We start from the raw sequence: 18,580 nt of genomic DNA, 5'->3' as shown, positions 1-18,580 counted from the left end.
CGAAGCAGCACTGCTTCGTGATCCTATCTTTGTCCCCTTCGTCTAGTGGCCTAGGACACTGCCCTTTCACGGCGGTAACAGGGGTTCGAACCCCCTAGGGGACGCCATATCCCGCTGTCTATTTCAGAGCACACTCTTATGAGTATGCTGCGAAATACATGCTCTTTAACAATCCGGAACAAGCTGAAAATTTGAAAAAAAACATGCTGAGCAAAATCAGTATGCGATTCTCTCAAAGCAAGCAAACCTAATGATTGCCGTGTCGATGGCAATCTCTGTAGCCCAGGCGAGGGTTTACTCTCACCAGGGTGAGACTGTGCGAACAGTGTCAGGGCAAGGCGCACGGCGCGCAGCCAGCGGAGTGGACTCAATGTCCATGAGCATGGCGAGCACCGCGCAACGATGCCATGGCAGTGTGCAGCCAGTCGCAACACAGACACTTTAGGGTTGTGAGGTTAAGTGAATAAGCGTACACGGTGGATGCCTAGGCAGTCAGAGGCGATGAAGGACGTGCTAATCCGCGAAATGCGCCGGTGAGCTGATATGAAGCGCTATCAGCCGGCGATGTCCGAATGGGGAAACCCAGTGCAATTCGTTGCACTATCATTACGTGAATCCATAGCGTATTGAGGCGAACCGGGGGAACTGAAACATCTCAGTACCCCGAGGAAAAGAAATCAACCGAGATTCCCCTAGTAGCGGCGAGCGAACGGGGAACAGCCCAGAGTCACCATCAGCATTTGCATCAGGAGAACGGTCTGGAAAGTCCGGCAACACAGGGTGATAGCCCCGTATCCGAAGGTGCAAGTGCTGTGAGCTCGATGAGTAGGGCGGGACACGTGATATCCTGTCTGAAGATGGGGGGACCATCCTCCAAGGCTAAATACTCCTGACTGACCGATAGTGAACCAGTACCGTGAGGGAAAGGCGAAAAGAACCCCGGCGAGGGGAGTGAAATAGAACCTGAAACCGTGTACGTACAAGCAGTGGGAGCCTTGATTTATCAGGGTGACTGCGTACCTTTTGTATAATGGGTCAGCGACTTATATTCTGTAGCAAGGTTAACCGAATAGGGGAGCCGTAGGGAAACCGAGTCTTAACTGGGCGTTAAGTTGCAGGGTATAGACCCGAAACCCGGTGATCTAGCCATGGGCAGGTTGAAGGTTGGGTAACACTAACTGGAGGACCGAACCGACTAATGTTGAAAAATTAGCGGATGACTTGTGGCTGGGGGTGAAAGGCCAATCAAACCGGGAGATAGCTGGTTCTCCCCGAAAGCTATTTAGGTAGCGCCTCGTGAATTCATCTTCGGGGGTAGAGCACTGTTTCGGCTAGGGGTCCACCCCGGATTACCAACCCGATGCAAACTGCGAATACCGAAGAATGTTACCACGGGAGACACACGGCGGGTGCTAACGTCCGTCGTGAAGAGGGAAACAACCCAGACCGCCAGCTAAGGTCCCAAAGTCATGGTTAAGTGGGAAACGATGTGGGAAGGCATAGACAGCCAGGATGTTGGCTTAGAAGCAGCCATCATTTAAAGAAAGCGTAATAGCTCACTGGTCGAGTCGGCCTGCGCGGAAGATGTAACGGGGCTAAACCATGCACCGAAGCTGCGGCAGCGGACATATCACTTAAGACAATTGTACGGAAAACGATTGACGGAGCGCAGCGACGTCAATGCGTTCATCACGTCGAGTTGACTTAAGGATATGTCCGTTGGGTAGGGGAGCGTTCTGTAAGCCTGCGAAGGTGGCCTGTGAGGGCTGCTGGAGGTATCAGAAGTGCGAATGCTGACATAAGTAACGATAAAGCGGGTGAAAAGCCCGCTCGCCGGAAGACCAAGGGTTCCTGTCCAACGTTAATCGGGGCAGGGTGAGTCGACCCCTAAGGCGAGGCCGAAAGGCGTAGTCGATGGGAAACAGGTTAATATTCCTGTACTGGGTGTGACTGCGAAGGGGGGACGGAGAAAGCTAGGTTCGCCGGGCGACGGTTGTCCCGGTTTAAGCGTGAAGGTGGAAAAAGCAGGTAAATCCGCTTTTTCATTCAACACTGAGGCGTGATAACGAGCCACTACGGTGGTGAAGGAATTGATGCTACGCTTCCAGGAAAAGCCTCTAAGCTCCAGGTCACATCGAATCGTACCCCAAACCGACACAGGTGGTCAGGTAGAGAATACCAAGGCGCTTGAGAGAACTCGGGTGAAGGAACTAGGCAAAATGGTGCCGTAACTTCGGGAGAAGGCACGCTGGCATTAGGTGGAGGGACTTGCTCCCCGAGCTGAAGCCAGTCGCAGATACCAGCTGGCTGCAACTGTTTATTAAAAACACAGCACTGTGCAAACACGAAAGTGGACGTATACGGTGTGACGCCTGCCCGGTGCCGGAAGGTTAATTGATGGGGTTATCCGTAAGGAGAAGCTCTTGATCGAAGCCCCGGTAAACGGCGGCCGTAACTATAACGGTCCTAAGGTAGCGAAATTCCTTGTCGGGTAAGTTCCGACCTGCACGAATGGCGTAATGATGGCCAGGCTGTCTCCACCCGAGACTCAGTGAAATTGAACTCGCTGTGAAGATGCAGTGTACCCGCGGCAAGACGGAAAGACCCCGTGAACCTTTACTATAGCTTGACACTGAACATTGAGCCTTGATGTGTAGGATAGGTGGGAGGCTTTGAAGTGTGGACGCCAGTCTGCATGGAGCCAACCTTGAAATACCACCCTTTAATGTTTGATGTTCTAACTCCGGCCCGTAATCCGGGTCGAGGACAGTGTCTGGTGGGTAGTTTGACTGGGGCGGTCTCCTCCTAAAGAGTAACGGAGGAGCACGAAGGTTAGCTAATCACGGTCGGACATCGTGAGGTTAGTGCAAAGGCATAAGCTAGCTTGACTGCGAGAGTGACGGCTCGAGCAGGTGCGAAAGCAGGTCTTAGTGATCCGGTGGTTCTGAATGGAAGGGCCATCGCTCAACGGATAAAAGGTACTCCGGGGATAACAGGCTGATACCGCCCAAGAGTTCATATCGACGGCGGTGTTTGGCACCTCGATGTCGGCTCATCACATCCTGGGGCTGAAGTAGGTCCCAAGGGTATGGCTGTTCGCCATTTAAAGTGGTACGCGAGCTGGGTTTAGAACGTCGTGAGACAGTTCGGTCCCTATCTGCCGTGGGCGTTGGAAGATTGAGAGGGGCTGCTCCTAGTACGAGAGGACCGGAGTGGACGCACCACTGGTGTTCGGGTTGTCATGCCAATGGCATTGCCCGGTAGCTACGTGCGGAAGAGATAACCGCTGAAAGCATCTAAGCGGGAAACTTGCCTCGAGATGAGTCTTCCCTGTGGCTTTAAGCCACCTGAAGGGACGTTAAAGACGATGACGTTGATAGGTCGGGTGTGTAAGCGCAGCGATGCGTTGAGCTAACCGATACTAATGACCCGTGAGGCTTAACCTTACAACACCTAAAGTGTTTGACGCGAAGAGAGCGTTGCCCCGAGGGGTGGCGAGAGAATTTTCAGCGAAGTTCCGGATAAAGGCCGATGGTCATCAGTAACAGGATGACGGTTGGTAAACGAATTTGCCTGGCGGCACTAGCGCGGTGGTCCCACCTGACCCCATGCCGAACTCAGCAGTGAAACGCCGTAGCGCCGATGGTAGTGTGGGGTCTCCCCATGCGAGAGTAGGGAACTGCCAGGCATCCAATTGACGAAGCCCTCTGTGTAAACAGAGGGCTTTTTCATGTCCGTAACCCTGGCGGTTCGCTACTCGAGTAAGAGAGTAGGACCACCGGCAACGCCGGTGGAACGGAGCCGCAGGCGACGGCCCGCAGGGTGCCTGACGCAGTCAGGCATCAACTGCCAGGCATCCAATTGACGAAGCCCTCTGTGTAAACAGAGGGCTTTTTCATGTCCGTAACCCTGGCGGTTCGCTACTCGAGTAAGAGAGTAGGACCACCGGCAACGCCGGTGGAACGGAGCCGCAGGCGACGGCCCGCAGGGTGGCCGCCGCAGGCGGACATCAACTGCCAGGCATCCAATTGACGAAGCCCTCAAAGAAAACAGAGGGCTTTTTCATGTCCGTAACCCTGGCGGTTCGCTGCCCGGGCGCGAGAGTCGGACCCCCGGCAACGCCGGTGGAACGGAGCCGCAGGCGACGGCCCGCAGGGTGCCTGACGCAGTCAGGCATCCACTGCCAGGCATCCCATTGACGAAGCCCTCAAAGAAAACAGAGGGCTTTTTCATGTCCGTAACCCTGGCGGTTCGCTACCCGGGCGCTATGGCCGATCCCGCGATAATGCCGTACGCAGGACTTGCGCGCTGCGCTCCAGCAGATCCAGCGCCCGATCCCGCTGGCGATGGAACTGGGTGGTCATCATCAAAAAGGTTTCAGGCGTGGCCTGGGCGGCCTGATCTTTAAGGATCCGCAGCCCGGGAAATGCGCCGCCGTGATAACTCAGGTCGTAATGAAAATCATCGACCGAGCTATAGCGCAGGCGGTGCCATAAGGCCAGCACCTTGATTATTGCCGGCTGCCATGCCTGAGTATCGTATTGCCAACATGCTACCACCCGCTGCAAATCGTCCCGCAGACCCACCATGGCGTCAAGCGCCGGACTCAGGTCAAACGCCGGATCCAGCTGATCTTGCAACGCCGCCATTTCTTTATACAGCCGATCCCGATAGCCCAGCGGATCCAGCGGCAACGCCGTAGCGGTTAGAAGCTCCGCCAGCCAGTAACCATGGATCCGGCTGTCACGCCATAAAATAGCCAGATCGACCTTATCATAGGTATCCGCTTCGGTATGCCACCACCAGCCGCCGCCGCTGCCCGGCGACAGCGTATTCTTATTTACCGGCTCTTCGCGCAGGGCGAAATGCAGCGGCAAACCGCTGCCCCAAAAAGACTGGTCGCCTCCTTTGCCCAACGGCGTAATGCGTTGTGCCGCACTACCGGTTACCCGACGCACCGCGCGGTTAAGGAAATCAGGCTGTTCGGCCCCACTGGCGTTGATCACTACCTGCAATGCTTCCCTACAGCCGGGGGAATCAACGTTAATATGCGCCACGCAATGTTGAGCCAACGGATGACGAAACCGGTCGGCATACCAGGTCGACCCCCCATAGCGGGCATTGGAATGGCCCGGCCACCAGGCAATTCGCAGACCCCGTGTTAATTCGTGGCGATGCTGATGAAAATGAACGGCCATCGCCAGACATAACGCATTGCCGGTGGCATTATCGGTAACGCCTTCATGCCAGGAATCATAATGGGAAGATAACAGGACAAACTCGGGACATTCTCCCGCTATCTCCACCACCGGCAGGCTGCATGTGGAAACCGTCACCTGCAGCTCGGTGCGCAGACGCGCGGTAAGCGGGGCGGGGTGCCGTTGATAAAGCGCCAGCAGCTCGCGCCCCTGCTGCTGGTTGATCGAGATGACCGGCAGGCGCGGATAACGATGGCGATCGTCGGGCACCGGGGTGCCCCAGATCGGCCCGACGGTTTCCTCATGCAACGCCGTTTCGCCCGACCACCAGATATGGATGAGACCCAACGCGCCGGCGGCATCAAGCCGCTGTACATAATCTTCAAAACCCTGATCGGCAATGACAATCTTACCTTTCACCTGGGCGGACCATTGCGCCATCTGATTATCCGGTATCGGGTCCGTGGAGCGCGCGTCGTAAAACAGCGCAGCGTCCACGCCCAGCGGGCAACTGGCCGAGAAAGAGCGAGTCTTGGCCGCGCAGCGCCATGCCGGGTAGTCCGGCAGTTGCAGACTGCCGGAAAGGGGATTGCTTAACAACAATGAACATTGCTCAATGCGCGGCGACAGGCCATGACGGCTCAGCACCTCTGCCAGATAGCCGGCCGAGCGTTCGGCGTCGTCGCTGCCGGATAACCGGTGCAACTGCGAGAACTGCCGCAACAGGCTGTCCATCAGCGGCAATAGCGTCCCTGCGTGCGGCTCAGTGACTGGCATCGGCCTGCTCCGGTTGATGAACCGACAAATCGATATCACCAAAGTACTGCTGTTTGATCTTTTCCCACGTGCCGTCGGCCTTGATTTTAGCCAAACCTTCGTTTAGCAATGCCCTGATCTTTTCGTCATCTTTGCGAAAACCATAGGCCGAACCGATGCTGAAGAGTTTATCATCGCGTACTTCGGGTCCGGTCAGGGCGAAATCCTTGCCTTCGGGTTTATTCAGGAAACCATAGGTGACCGCTACCGCCGGGCTTAATGCGCCGTCCAGCCGTCCCGCCGCCAAATCCTGATAAATCATATCCTGATCGGCGTAAGGGACGATATCGATGCCCTTGGCGGCCCAGAACTGGTTGGCATACATCTCCTGGATGGTGCCCTGCTGGACGGCGATATGCTTGCCCTGCAGCGATGCCACGTCCGGCTGCAGGTTGCTGCCCTTGCGCGCCACCAGCCGGGTGGGGATATGGTAAACGAAATCACTGAAGTCGATGGCTTTCCTGCGTTTTTCGGTCGCTCCCAGCGGCGAAATAACATCGACTTTTTTAGCCAGCAGCGAGGGAATCTCCGCGTCAAAGCTACTGACCACGAATTGACATTGCACCGCCATTGCCCGGCAGACGGCATGGGTAATATCGATTTCAAAGCCCCGCGGCGTACCGTCCGCTTCCCGGTACTGAAACGGGGGATAGGTCAGATCGGCGCCGATACGCACCGTTTCACCGGCCGCCTGTGCCGCCGTTGCGCCCATAACCATGCCGAGTAACGCGAGTACCCCTCTGTTTTTCATTTTATTCCTCCTGCCCGGCCTGGTTGGCGAGCTTCCAGCGCGAAAATTCATCTCTTACCGCCTGCAATAGCGAGCGATCCTGATTCAGGTCAAAGGCGGTCATCGCCAGCGCCTTGGCGGCCTGCAGCATGCCGTCCAGGCCGGCGGGCGAAGCCGCCGCCTGGGCAAACTCAGGGGTATGCGGGAAAACGTCGCCAATGCGGATATAAGGATGGATGGCCGCGGTGACCTGGCTGACATTACCGATATCGGACGAGCCGATACCACCGGTTACCGGCGGATCGAACACGTCGATGTCCAACAGCTCAAGGTTGCGTTGAAAACCCATGGCCAGGGCCAGGTTGTTGTTGCGTTCGGCATAGGTCAGGCCCGGCTCGATTTCCAGCCTGGCGCCGCTTATCGCGGCGGCGCCTTGCGCTGCGGCGAACACTTTATCCCGCACCAGCCGCAACCCGTTAACCGTCGCCGCGCGCATCAGGAATTTTGCCTCGGCATAGGCCGGCACGATATTAGTGGCGCTGCCGCCATCGGTAATAATCCCATGTACCCGCACATCGTCGGTGAAGAACTGGCGCAGGGCATTAATGCCGACAAACGTATGGATGACCGCGTCCAGGGCGCTAATGCCTTTCTGCGGTGCCGACGAGGCATGCGCCGCCTTGCCGTAAAATTTAAATACCGCATCCACGCACGCCAGTCCGCCGCGCACCACCATGGTTTTCTCGCGCGGGTGGACCATCATCACCGCATCCACTGCATCGAATATGCCCAGATCGGCGAGAATGATTTTACCGCCGCCTTCTTCTTCCGCCGGGGTACCGATCACCAGCAGGCGCCCGCCTAATTCAGGGCAGGCGGCCTTTAACGCCAGCGCGGCGCCCACCGCGGCGGTGCCGATAAGATTATGGCCGCAGGCATGCCCCAGTTCTGGCAGCGCGTCGTATTCCGCAAGCAGCGCCACCACCGGTCCGGGTTTGCCGCTGTCAAAAGTGGCGCGAAAGGCGGTAGGAAGGCCGCCCAGCGGTTGTTCAATGACAAAACCCGCGCTCCTCAGTGGCGCGATCAGCGCGGCGGCGGACTGCGTTTCGTTAAAGCTCAGCTCCGGATTGCCATGGATCTGCAACGCCAGCTGTTCTAACTGCGCAGCCATGTCATCAACAGCATAAATAATTTTATTCTTTTGCTCGCTTATGGTGCCAATCGCCATGGTGTCTCCCTGTTTTGGTGCGTTTTCAGCGCAGCATCAATATCTTATACCGCAGATATAGGCGATTTTCCCTGCTAAGCCCAATCGAGCGTTTTTATGACTTGCATCCTTAAGCCAAAAAATATTTTATAGTGGAAGATAATTTCCCATGGACACCGGCCGTGAATGAAAAAGACTGGCTCATTATCCGGGCCGTTTACCAGCATAAAAATATCACCCGCGCCGCGGAACAGTTATATACCTCCCAGCCCGCGCTGAGTTATCGCTTAAAACAAATCGAGCGCAAACTGGCGATCCAGTTATTTGACGAGAACAGCAAAGGCCTGGCGTTCAGCGCGCAGGGGGAATTTCTGGCCAGCCATGCCGATAAGGTGCTTAGGGACATGCAGCAGTTAAAAATCAACCTGCATAGCCTGGATGAGCAACAGCAAGGGGAGATCCGCATCGGGGTGTCGAGTAATTATGCCGCCTACCGCCTGCCCGCCTTGCTGGAACGTTTTCGCCGGCAATATCCCGGCGTCAGCATTAGCCTTACCAGTGGTTACAGCGAAGAAATTTTCCAGCGCCTGCAACGGGATGAGATTCATCTGGCGCTGGTGAAAGATGATTTTAACTGGAAAGAGGGCAAACGGCTGATCGATGAGGATTGTTATTACCTGATAAGCCAGCATGAGCTTAATTTCAGCCTGCTGCCTCATTTGCCACAGATTAAAATTAATCATGGGCCGCATATTACCCAACTGATTGAGCGCTGGTGGAATGCCAATTTTTCGCTGGCGCCGCGTATCGCCATGACAGTGGACAAACTGGAGGTTTGCCTGGCCATGGTGAACCATGGCTTAGGTTACGCCATTATCTCCAGCTATTTGCCGTTGCCGGATTCGCTGTTCCGTCTACCCATCACTGTGGACGGCCAGGCGGTTAAGAACAGAACCTGGCTGCTTCACCGTCACGCCTGCGATACCTCCGCCCTGACGCTGCCCTTTATCCAGATGCTGGCCGATGCCGCGGGCCTGCCCCCCGTCCGGTAATAATCAGCGGTTCGACAAGCTGGAAATAATAAAGAAAATGTTTCGCTAAAGATGAAACATTTTCAACTAATGGTTGAACACTCGACATCATTTACTAAAAACGCTATCGTGGGCATCTGGATGTCTAAACGTTTATACGTATGCTTTGAGGTTCTATAGTTATGCCGATTCGGGTTCTTGATGAGTTGCCAGCAGTGAATTTCCTGCGTAACGAAAACGTGTTTGTTATGACCACTTCCCGCGCGCGCACCCAGGAAATACGTCCGCTAAAGGTGCTGATCCTTAATCTGATGCCGAAAAAAATCGAGACGGAAAATCAGTTCCTGAGACTGCTGTCCAACTCGCCGTTGCAAATTGATATTCAGCTGTTGCGTATTGACAATCATGAGTCGAAAAACACCCCGGCGGAACACCTCAACACCTTTTACTGTGATTTTGAGGATATCCAGGATGAAAACTACGATGGTCTGGTGGTGACCGGCGCGCCGCTGGGGCTGGTGGACTTTCAGGATGTGATTTTCTGGCCGCAGATAGACCGGGTGTTGCAATGGGCTAAAGGACATGTCACCTCGACCCTGTTCGTCTGTTGGGCGGTACAGGCGGCGCTGAATATTTTATACGACATTCCCAAAATGACCCGGCGGGAGAAGCTGGCCGGCGTATATCAGCATAACACCCTTAAGCCGCATGCCTTGCTGACCCGGGGGTTTGACGAGACGTTTCTGGCGCCGCATTCCCGCTATGCCGACTTCCCCTCCGACGTTATCCGTCAATATACCGACCTGGAGATCCTGGCGGAATCGGAGCAAACCGGCGCCTATCTATTCGCCAGTCCCGATAAACGCCTGGCCTTCGTCACCGGTCATCCGGAATACGACGCCTTAACCCTGGCCGGCGAATATCATCGCGATCTGGCGGCCGGCCTGAATCCCGCCATCCCGGTTAACTATTTCCCGGATAATAATCCAGACCTGCCGCCCAGGGCCAGCTGGCGCAGCCATGGGCATTTATTGTTCGCCAACTGGCTGAACTACTACGTTTACCAGATTACGCCATACGATCTGAAAAAAATGAATCCCACCCTGGATTAAAAGGGAATGCAGCTCGCACCCTGTTCCGCGCCGGAGAGTTGCCCGCGCAGCGCGCCGAACAGTTCGCGGCCGCAGCCGATATGCTCCGCGCTTAAATCAGGCTGCGCCACGATCCGCCGCGCCAGTTCGTCGGTGTCCACCAGCAACGACAGCTCGCCGGTAACGCCGTTCACCCGCACCCGATCGCCCGTCTGGATTTTCGCCAGCAATCCGCCGTTATAGGCCTCCGGCGTGACATGGATGGCCGCCGGCACCTTGCCTGACGCGCCGGATAAGCGTCCGTCGGTGACCAGGGCGACCTTGTAGCCGCGATCCAGCAGCACGCCCAGCGGCGGCATCAGTTTATGCAGCTCCGGCATGCCGTTGGCGCGCGGTCCCTGGTAGCGCACCACGATCACGCAGTCTTTGTTCAATTCGCCGGCATCAAAGGCCGGACCCACGTCATGCTGGCTTTCAAACACCATCGCCGGCCCCTCGATAACCTGGTTGGCCACGGGTACGGCTGAGGTTTTCATCACCGCGCGCCCCAGATTGCCGTCCAGCACCTTGGTGCCGCCGTGATGTTCAAACGGATTATCGATGCTGGCTATCACCTTGGGATCGAGCGAGATTTCGGTGCTTTCGCGCCAGGCCAGCACTCCTTGATCCAGCCAGGGTTCCATGGTGTAACGGCTTAAACCGAAACCGGCGACGGTATTGACCTCTTCATTCAGCAGGCCGCCTTTTAGCAATTCGCGTATCACAAGCTGGACGCCGCCGGCATCGTGGAATTGATTAATATCCGCCGGTCCGTTGGGGTAAATCCGCGACAGCAACGGCACGACGTCCGACAATTCGGAGAAGTCGTCCCAGTTAATGATAATGCCGGCGGCGCGGGCCATGGCGACCAAATGCATGGTGTGGTTGGTGGAACCGCCGGTGGTCAGCAGGGCGATAATGCCGTTGACGATCACCTTCTCGTCCACCAGCCGGCCAATCGGCAGATAGTTGCCGCTGTTTTCCGTCAGGCGCGTAACCTGTACGGCGGCGGCATCGGTCAGGGCCCCGCGCAGCGGGGTATTGGGCTGGATAAACGATGAGCCGGGTAAATGCAGGCCCATCATTTCCATGACCATCTGGTTGGAGTTGGCGGTGCCGTAAAAGGTGCAGGTGCCGGCGCTGTGATATGACGCCGCTTCGGCATCCAGCATGGCCGCGCGGTCTATCTTGCCCTCGGCGTAGAGCTGGCGTACGCGTACTTTTTCTTTATTCGGCAAACCGCTGGCCATCGGTCCGGCGGGGACGAATACCGCCGGCAGATGTCCAAAGGACAGCGCCGCCATCACCAGCCCGGGGACGATCTTGTCGCAAATCCCGAGGTATAAGGCGCCGTCGAACATATTATGGGATAAACCAATGGCGGCGGACATGGCGATGATCTCCCGGCTCATCAGCGACAGCTCCATGCCGTCCTGTCCCTGGGTCACGCCGTCGCACATCGCCGGTACCCCGGCGGCTACCTGGCCTACCGCGCCGACGCTGTGCAGGGCGTCCTTCAGGCGTTGCGGGTAATGCTCGTAAGGCTGGTGGGCGGACAGCATATCGTTGTATGAATTGATAATGGCGATATCATTGCGGGTCATGCTTTTCAGCGCCAGCTTATCATCGGGCTGGCAGGCGGCGAAGCCGTGGGCCAGGTTGCCGCAGGCCAGCTGCGACCGGTGAACCGTTTTGACGCGTGCGGCGTCGATGCGCGCCAGATAAGCGGTGCGGGTGGGTAAAGAACGGTCGATAACGCGTTGCGTCACCCGGGCTACGGTAGGATTCATATCTGCCTCACACTTAAGATTGAATGGTCAAGCCTGGCTCTTGCCGTCGGCGGAGCCTGGCTCAACAACGGAATTGGTGTCCCAGCCGCCGGACAAACCGTCGAATCGCTTTTTTTATAATGACAACCTATTGGTAGCGAAGCGGCCTGCCGGCTATTACAGCGATATTGTGAAATTGAATCGTTTCAGCTAAAAAAGCTTAAACAGCCGGATGCGCCCTCTGGAGATTACCGGCCGGGTATGACAATGATTATCCCTGGCATAACAAGCATAGTTGCTGTGCCGATCGCTGCTTAAGCGCGCGGGAGGTCAGCCGCCGTTGCCCCGATCTGTTCCTTGATGCAGCGCAGGGCATCGTTGATGACCCCGTCCACCGGCTGGTTGATATCCACCACCAGGACGTCCTTTTCATCGGCGCCCGGTTCTTCCAGGGTATCGAATTGAGTGACCAGCATTTGGGTCTTGAAGAAATGACCTTTGCGCGCTTTCATCCGGGCTTCTATCACATCGAATTCGCCCTTGAGATACAGGAAGGACAGGTTGGCGTTGCCTTCCCGCAGCCGATCGCGATAATGTTTTTTCAGCGCCGAACAGACGATAATGGAAATGGCGTTGGTACGTTGCATCGCAAACGCGGCATCATTGATTGCCGCCAGCCAGGGCGCGCGATCGTCGTCGTTAAGCGCCTGTCCCGCCGCCATTTTGTTGATGTTGGCGCGCGGATGCAAAAAATCGCCGTCAAGGAACGCGGCCGATAGCTCACGGGCCAGGGCGTTGGCCACCACGGACTTGCCGCTGCCTGAAACGCCCATTAAAACGAAGATATGGTTAGCTGTTGTTGTCATCGTAAGGCTCCGTGGCCAGAAAAGAGTGTAGTGATGTTACCGGTAACATTATCCCGATTTTTGCTGCGGTTTCCAGATGCTTTGTCGTTTTTTCGCGCTAATTGTGATCTGCTTCAAATTAAAAATGTAATCTGAAACATTCTTTTTACATCGCACAGCATCGTTTCGGGCCGGACCGGTGGGATTTGAAAAAGTCTCATGCGCCTTCGGCGTCGATTGCCTGTAATTTATGCTAGGATGTTCTGCCTGTTTTGGCTTCATAAAAGATGATTTTTTCAGCGGTGGATGGGGTAATGGTGAACAATCGAGTGGACGGACTGCGCAGGCAATTAGCACAGCGCATCATGGTGCTGGACGGTGGCATGGGCACCATGATCCAGAGTTACCGGCTTGAGGAAGAGGACTACCGGGGGGCGCGTTTCGCCGACTGGCCGAGCGATCTGAAAGGCAATAACGATCTGCTGGTGCTGAGCAAGCCCGAGGTGATTGCCGCTATCCATCACGACTATCTGGCCGCGGGCGCCGATATCCTTGAGACCAACACCTTTAACTCTACCGCCATCGCCATGGCCGACTACCATATGGAGTCGCTGGTCAGCGAGCTGAATACCGAGGCCGCCCGGCTGGCCCGGCGCAGCGCGGACGAATGGACGGCGCGCACGCCGGAGAAACCCCGCTATGTGGCCGGCGTCCTCGGCCCCACCAACCGCACCGCCTCCATTTCGCCGGACGTTAACGATCCGGCGTTCCGCAACGTCAGTTTTGATCAGTTAGTGAGCGCTTACCGTGAGGCGGTTCACGCTCTGGTGACGGGCGGCGTGGACTTGATTATGGTGGAAACCATTTTCGATACCCTTAACGCCAAGGCCGCGATATTCGCCATCGAAACCGAATTCGAGGCCATGGGCGTACAGTTGCCGGTGATGATTTCCGGCACTATTACCGATGCCTCGGGCCGCACCCTTTCCGGCCAGACCACCGAGGCCTTCTATAATTCCCTGCGCCACGTCAAGCCCCTGTCCTTTGGCCTGAACTGCGCCTTAGGCCCCGATGAGCTGCGCCAGTATGTGGCCGAGCTGTCGCGCATTGCCGATTGTTATGTCAGCGCCCATCCCAACGCCGGATTGCCGAACGCCTTTGGCGAATACGATCTCGGCCCGGATGAAATGGCCGGGCAGATCAAGGAATGGGCCGTTTCCGGTTTCCTGAATATCGTCGGCGGCTGCTGCGGCACCACGCCCGCGCATATCGCCGCCATGGCGCGCGCCGTCGAGGGCATAGCGCCGCGCGTCCTGCCGGAGCGGCCCATTGCCTGCCGTCTGGCTGGCCTGGAACCGCTGAATATCGCCAAGGATACGCTGTTCGTCAACGTGGGCGAGCGCACCAACGTTACCGGTTCGGCGCGCTTCAAGCGCCTGATCAAAGAAGAAAAATATAATGAGGCGCTGGCGGTGGCGTTGCAGCAGGTGGAAAGCGGCGCGCAGATTATTGATATCAACATGGATGAAGGCATGCTGGATTCCGCCGCCGCCATGGTGCGTTTTCTGCATTTGATCGCCGGCGAACCGGATATATCCCGGGTGCCGATTATGATCGATTCGTCGAAATGGGACGTCATCGAGCAGGGGCTGAAGTGCATCCAGGGCAAGGGCATCGTTAATTCCATCTCAATGAAGGAAGGCGAGGACGCTTTTATCCACCATGCCCGTTTGGTGCGCCGTTACGGCGCCGCGGTCGTAGTGATGGCGTTTGATGAAGAGGGCCAGGCGGATACCCGGCAGCGCAAGATAGACATTTGCCGCCGCGCTTACCGCATCCTGACCGAAACCGTGGGTTTCCCGCCGGAAGATATTATCTTCGACCCCAATATTTTTGCCATCGCCACAGGGATTGAAGAACACAATAACTATGCCCAGGACTTTATCGGCGCCTGTGCCGATATCAAGGCCGAGCTGCCCCATGCGCTGATTTCCGGCGGGGTATCCAACGTGTCGTTTTCGTTTCGCGGCAACGAGCCGGTACGCGAGGCCATACACGCGGTGTTCCTTTATTACGCCATCAAGAACGGCCTGGATATGGGGATCGTCAACGCCGGCCAGCTGGCCATCTATGACGACCTGTCCGATGAGCTGCGCGAGGCGGTAGAGGACGTGGTGCTCAACCGGCGCGCCGACGGCACCGAAAGACTCCTGGATCTGGCGGAGAAATACCGCGTTGGCAAAAACGACGACGATACGAAACAACAGCAGGCGGAATGGCGCGGCTGGCCGGTCAATAAACGGCTGGAGTACGCGCTGGTAAAAGGCATTACCGAATACATCGAAGCGGATACCGAAGAATCGCGGCAACAGGCGGCGCGGCCCATTGAGGTGATTGAAGGGCCGCTGATGGTCGGCATGAACGTGGTGGGCGACCTGTTCGGCGCCGGGAAGATGTTCCTGCCGCAGGTGGTCAAGTCGGCGCGGGTCATGAAGCAGGCGGTTGCCTATCTGGAACCCTTTATCAAGGCGGGAAAAGAAAAGCAAAAGGCGGCCGGCAAGATTCTGCTGGCGACGGTGAAAGGCGATGTGCATGATATCGGCAAAAATATCGTCGGCGTGGTGCTGCAATGCAATAACTACGAAATCATCGACCTGGGCGTGATGGTCTCGATGGATAAGATCCTGAAAGCGGCGCGGGAATTCAACGTGGATATTATCGGCCTGTCGGGCTTGATCACGCCCTCGCTCGATGAGATGGTCAACGTCGCCAAAGAGATGGAACGCCAGGGATTTACCCTGCCGTTGCTGATTGGCGGCGCCACCACCTCGAAGGCGCACACCGCGGTTAAAATCGAGAAAAACTACAGCGGGCCGACGGTGTATGTGCAGAATGCCTCGCGCAGCGTGGGGGTGGTGTCGGCCCTGCTGTCGGACGAGCAGCGGGATGAATTTATAGTGCGTACCCGTAAGGAGTATGACACGGTGCGCATCCAGCATGGCCGCAAAAAGCCCCGTACGCCGCCGGTCTCGCTGCAGGCCGCGCGCGATAACGACCTGGCCATCGATTGGGATAGCTATATTCCCCCGGTGGCCCATCGCCTGGGCATTCAGTCCGTCAGCGCCTCTATCGAGACATTGCGCAACTATATTGACTGGACGCCGTTTTTTATGACCTGGTCGCTGGCGGGTAAATACCCCCGCATCCTGGAGGATGAAGTGGTCGGCGCTGAGGCGAAACGCGTGTTTGACGACGCCAATGCCCTGCTGGACCAGCTTTCCGCGCAAAAATCCCTTAACCCGCGCGGGGTGGTGGGTATTTTTCCCGCCAACCGGGTGGGCGACGACATCGAAATCTATCGCGATGAAAGCCGGCGCGAAATTTTGGTGGTCAGCCATCATCTGCGTCAGCAGACGGAGAAAAGCGAATTCGCCAATTATTGCCTGGCGGATTTTGTGGCGCCGAAAGACAGTGGCAAGGCGGACTACCTGGGCGCGTTCGCCGTCACCGGCGGTCTGGAGGAAGATGCGCTGGCGGCGGCCTTTGACGCCCAACAGGACGATTATAATAAAATCATGGTCAAAGCCCTTTGCGACCGTCTGGCCGAAGCCTTTGCCGAATATCTCCATGAGCGGGTGCGTAAAGTCTACTGGGGCTACGCGCCCAACGAGAACCTGAGCAATGACGAATTGATTCGGGAAAACTACCAGGGCATCCGCCCGGCGCCCGGCTATCCGGCCTGTCCCGACCACACCGAGAAAGCGGCTATCTGGCAATTGCTGAATGTGGACGACACCGCCGGGATGCGCCTGACGGAGTCCTATGCCATGTGGCCCGGCGCGTCGGTCTCCGGCTGGTATTTCAGCCATCCCGACAGTAAATATTATGCCGTGGCGCAGATCCAGCGGGATCAGGTGGAAGATTATGCCCGGCGTAAAAATATGCCTATCGCTGAAGTTGAACGCTGGCTGGCGCCGAACCTGGGCTACGATGCGGACTGATCGGTCACAGATGTCACAGCGGTAAAATAGCGGGGCGGCCCGGCGTTGACGCGCCGCGCTGCTTCATTGTGCTTTCCCCATTCCCCCCGCGCGGTTTCATAAGAAAAAAATATCGATATGCTTAATATTGAATCTATTAGCAATATTCAATTTTTGTTTTAAATGATTTAACGCTAATTAATTATAGCTAATAATATAATTATTTTACCTATTGGGATGGACGGGTTAAATTTAATCGTACTCAAGGACAAGCTGAGAAAGAAAAGTTTTATATTATTTTAATTATATTAATTTTTTTTAAAATACTTAGAGCCACTTTCCGCTGGCAACGCAAGGATGAGTGTAATCAATCCCTATTATTGAGGCAACTCTGTGGACACCCTTCATGAAAAGGCACCCTGGCGTACAGGACCGCGCGCACAGACGGGATGGCGGACTTAGCATGACAAAATAATAAGCGGTAAGAGGGTAACTGATGAATCAACATGAACAAAAAATATTTCTGACGACGCTGGTGGCGGCCTTCAGATCGACACATCGTTATATGAAGCGCAATTATCCTTATGGCAAGAGCGGGGCGAAAAGCCCTCCTTCCCCCTGAAAGGCGGCGTGCTTCAAGGGATGAAAAATCGGAGAGAAAGATGATTGAACATAATGTTCTGTTCCGGTTCAGGCCGGCATTGGCGCCGGCGGAGATCCAGCAGGTCGCCGCGACGCTGCTGGCGATGGATCGGTATATTCCCGGCATCCTGAAGGCATCGTGGCATGACAATGCCAGCCGGGAACAACGGGATAAGGGCTTCAGGCATCTGCTCCGGCTTTTTTTTGCCGACAGCGCAGCCCTGGACCAGTACCTGGCCCATCGCCATCATCTTTACGTGTGTGAAAATATCCTGTTCCCGGTACTGGCGGACGGCGCGGGGTCCGTGCTGGTGTTTGATCTGTGGGGACATGAAAACGCATTGTGAATGACCCCCGGCGCTACTGCGCCTCTACGTCGATATGCAGGGTATCGTAGCGCCAGTACTCCAGGTCGCAGTCAATAATGCGGCCATACTGATCGCGATTGATACGGGTAATAAACAGCGCCGGGCTGTTATCCGCCAATTTCAGCGCCTGCGACGCCGCCTGCGGAAAGGTGGTGGGCAGCATGGCGAAACGTACTTTGCCGTAACGGATGCCATACTGGTTGGCATACAGTTCCGTAAGCGAGGATGTCAGATCCTCATGCAAAATCGCCGGGAAATACGCCGGATTCAGATAATGTTCCACGTAAAGCACCGCACGCCCGTCAATGCGCCTGACCCGGCGTATGCAATATACCCGTGAACCGGACGGCAAGGCCAAATGCGCGCATATCGCCGCCGGCGTCGTCATTTCGCTGGCATCCAATACCTCGGTGGCGGGTTTACGCCCCTGCTCGCGCACCATGGCATGGAAATGGCTGCGCGTCAGCGGGTTATAGATAATACGCGGCGGGCTGACAAACCAGCCGCGGCGTTCCTCGCGGTAAATCAGCCCCTGGGCTTCCAACTGCCCCAACGCTTCCCGCAGGGTAATGCGGGTCGTGGCAAATTGTTCGCTTAGCATCCTCTCGGCGGGCAAGCGATCGTTGTGCGTCAAGTCCCCTTGTGCAATCCAGCCGGCGATCGCCTGGCAAATCGCGGTAACGGTTTTTTGCCGGGACAGGCTGGCGCTGAAAGAAGCGCCATTATGCAGCATTTTTTTTACCGGCCTGCCTGTTCATAGTGCACATTTTTCTGCCTTTGCGGATGGGGTGGTAAAACCATAACAAAAAATCGGCTAAAAGAATTACTGACATCAAATATTCATCTTACTTCGGTAGATTGGCT

The 18,580-nt window shown here is 56.2% G+C and carries 10 protein-coding genes, 1 tRNA gene and 2 rRNA genes; 7 read left to right on the top strand and 6 right to left on the bottom strand.

Annotated elements, in window-relative coordinates; translation table 11 throughout:
- Positions 1 to 31 precede the first annotated feature (31 nt).
- The 3 genes from ACL2XG_RS14965 (at position 32) to rrf (ending at position 3,688) form a co-directional block, all read left to right on the top strand.
- A tRNA-Glu gene (locus ACL2XG_RS14965) sits at positions 32 to 107 on the top strand.
- A 346-nt stretch (positions 108 to 453) separates the two neighbouring features.
- Positions 454 to 3,446, top strand: a 23S ribosomal RNA gene (locus ACL2XG_RS14960).
- Positions 3,447 to 3,572: 126 nt separating this feature from the next.
- Positions 3,573 to 3,688: ribosomal RNA gene (gene rrf / locus ACL2XG_RS14955) — 5S ribosomal RNA — on the top strand.
- Between the two features lie 577 nt (positions 3,689 to 4,265).
- Here rrf and ACL2XG_RS14950 read toward each other — a convergent pair.
- Genes ACL2XG_RS14950 through ACL2XG_RS14940 form a run of 3 tightly spaced genes read right to left on the bottom strand, consistent with a single transcriptional unit; the run spans position 4,266 to position 7,972 of the window.
- Positions 4,266 to 5,975 (bottom strand): M28 family peptidase, encoded by a 1,710-nt coding sequence (locus ACL2XG_RS14950; protein ID WP_413721825.1) that lies wholly within the window; start codon positions 5,973 to 5,975, stop codon positions 4,266 to 4,268.
- Entirely contained in the window at positions 5,962 to 6,765 is an 804-nt protein-coding gene (locus tag ACL2XG_RS14945) for a transporter substrate-binding domain-containing protein (RefSeq protein WP_413721826.1), read from the bottom strand. The genes ACL2XG_RS14950 and ACL2XG_RS14945 overlap by 14 nt, the downstream gene beginning before the upstream one ends.
- A gap of 1 nt (position 6,766) precedes the next feature.
- Complete coding sequence (locus ACL2XG_RS14940) at positions 6,767 to 7,972, bottom strand: M20 family metallopeptidase (RefSeq protein ID WP_413721827.1); 1,206 nt, start codon at positions 7,970 to 7,972, stop codon at positions 6,767 to 6,769.
- 161 nt (positions 7,973 to 8,133) lie between these two features.
- Between ACL2XG_RS14940 and ACL2XG_RS14935 the strand changes: the two genes are divergently transcribed.
- The gene (locus ACL2XG_RS14935) at positions 8,134 to 9,003 is read left to right on the top strand and encodes a LysR family transcriptional regulator (protein WP_413721828.1); all 870 of its coding nucleotides are present in this window, start codon (positions 8,134 to 8,136) and stop codon (positions 9,001 to 9,003) included.
- Positions 9,004 to 9,164: 161 nt separating this feature from the next.
- Positions 9,165 to 10,094, top strand: a complete 930-nt coding sequence (metA, locus tag ACL2XG_RS14930; RefSeq protein ID WP_410012646.1) for a homoserine O-acetyltransferase MetA — start codon at positions 9,165 to 9,167, stop codon at positions 10,092 to 10,094.
- On the opposite strand, the gene edd is transcribed toward metA, so the two are convergent.
- Both edd and gntK read right to left on the bottom strand, forming a co-directional pair.
- Complete coding sequence (edd, locus tag ACL2XG_RS14925; protein ID WP_413721829.1) at positions 10,091 to 11,902, bottom strand: phosphogluconate dehydratase; 1,812 nt, start codon at positions 11,900 to 11,902, stop codon at positions 10,091 to 10,093. The two genes, metA and edd, sit on opposite strands and share 4 nt — an antisense overlap.
- Before the next feature lie 293 nt (positions 11,903 to 12,195).
- On the bottom strand, positions 12,196 to 12,747 hold the full coding sequence (gntK, locus tag ACL2XG_RS14920; protein WP_413721830.1) for a gluconokinase: 552 nt from the start codon (positions 12,745 to 12,747) through the stop codon (positions 12,196 to 12,198).
- Positions 12,748 to 13,040: 293 nt separating this feature from the next.
- On the opposite strand from gntK, the gene metH reads away from it, so the two are divergent.
- Together metH and ACL2XG_RS14910 are read left to right on the top strand one after the other, a co-directional pair.
- Entirely contained in the window at positions 13,041 to 16,727 is a 3,687-nt protein-coding gene (gene metH, locus ACL2XG_RS14915; RefSeq protein WP_413721831.1) for a methionine synthase, read from the top strand.
- A gap of 641 nt (positions 16,728 to 17,368) precedes the next feature.
- Complete coding sequence (locus tag ACL2XG_RS14910) at positions 17,369 to 17,695, top strand: Dabb family protein (RefSeq protein ID WP_410012642.1); 327 nt, start codon at positions 17,369 to 17,371, stop codon at positions 17,693 to 17,695.
- 13 nt (positions 17,696 to 17,708) lie between these two features.
- Here the strand turns inward: ACL2XG_RS14910 and ACL2XG_RS14905 are convergent, their stop codons facing one another.
- Positions 17,709 to 18,449, bottom strand: a complete 741-nt coding sequence (locus ACL2XG_RS14905; RefSeq protein WP_410012641.1) for a UTRA domain-containing protein — start codon at positions 18,447 to 18,449, stop codon at positions 17,709 to 17,711.
- Positions 18,450 to 18,580: the final 131 nt, after the last annotated feature.

This window comes from Sodalis sp. RH24, from assembly GCF_047324145.1.
In the GTDB taxonomy this organism is placed as follows: Bacteria; Pseudomonadota; Gammaproteobacteria; order Enterobacterales; family Enterobacteriaceae; genus Acerihabitans.
This window is presented reverse-complemented; position numbering and strand designations above follow the sequence as displayed.

Excerpts from the sequence above, each read along its gene's own strand:
- ACL2XG_RS14950 (WP_413721825.1), bottom strand. The coding sequence starts at position 5,975 with ATGCCAGTCACTGAGCCGCACGCAGGGACGCTATTGCCGCTGATGGAC.
- ACL2XG_RS14945 (WP_413721826.1), bottom strand. The coding sequence starts at position 6,765 with ATGAAAAACAGAGGGGTACTCGCGTTACTCGGCATGGTTATGGGCGCA.
- ACL2XG_RS14940 (WP_413721827.1), bottom strand. The coding sequence starts at position 7,972 with ATGGCGATTGGCACCATAAGCGAGCAAAAGAATAAAATTATTTATGCT.
- metA (WP_410012646.1), top strand. The coding sequence starts at position 9,165 with ATGCCGATTCGGGTTCTTGATGAGTTGCCAGCAGTGAATTTCCTGCGT.
- edd (WP_413721829.1), bottom strand. The coding sequence starts at position 11,902 with ATGAATCCTACCGTAGCCCGGGTGACGCAACGCGTTATCGACCGTTCT.
- gntK (WP_413721830.1), bottom strand. The coding sequence starts at position 12,747 with ATGACAACAACAGCTAACCATATCTTCGTTTTAATGGGCGTTTCAGGC.
- metH (WP_413721831.1), top strand. The coding sequence starts at position 13,041 with ATGGTGAACAATCGAGTGGACGGACTGCGCAGGCAATTAGCACAGCGC.
- ACL2XG_RS14910 (WP_410012642.1), top strand. The coding sequence starts at position 17,369 with ATGATTGAACATAATGTTCTGTTCCGGTTCAGGCCGGCATTGGCGCCG.
- ACL2XG_RS14905 (WP_410012641.1), bottom strand. The coding sequence starts at position 18,449 with ATGCTGCATAATGGCGCTTCTTTCAGCGCCAGCCTGTCCCGGCAAAAA.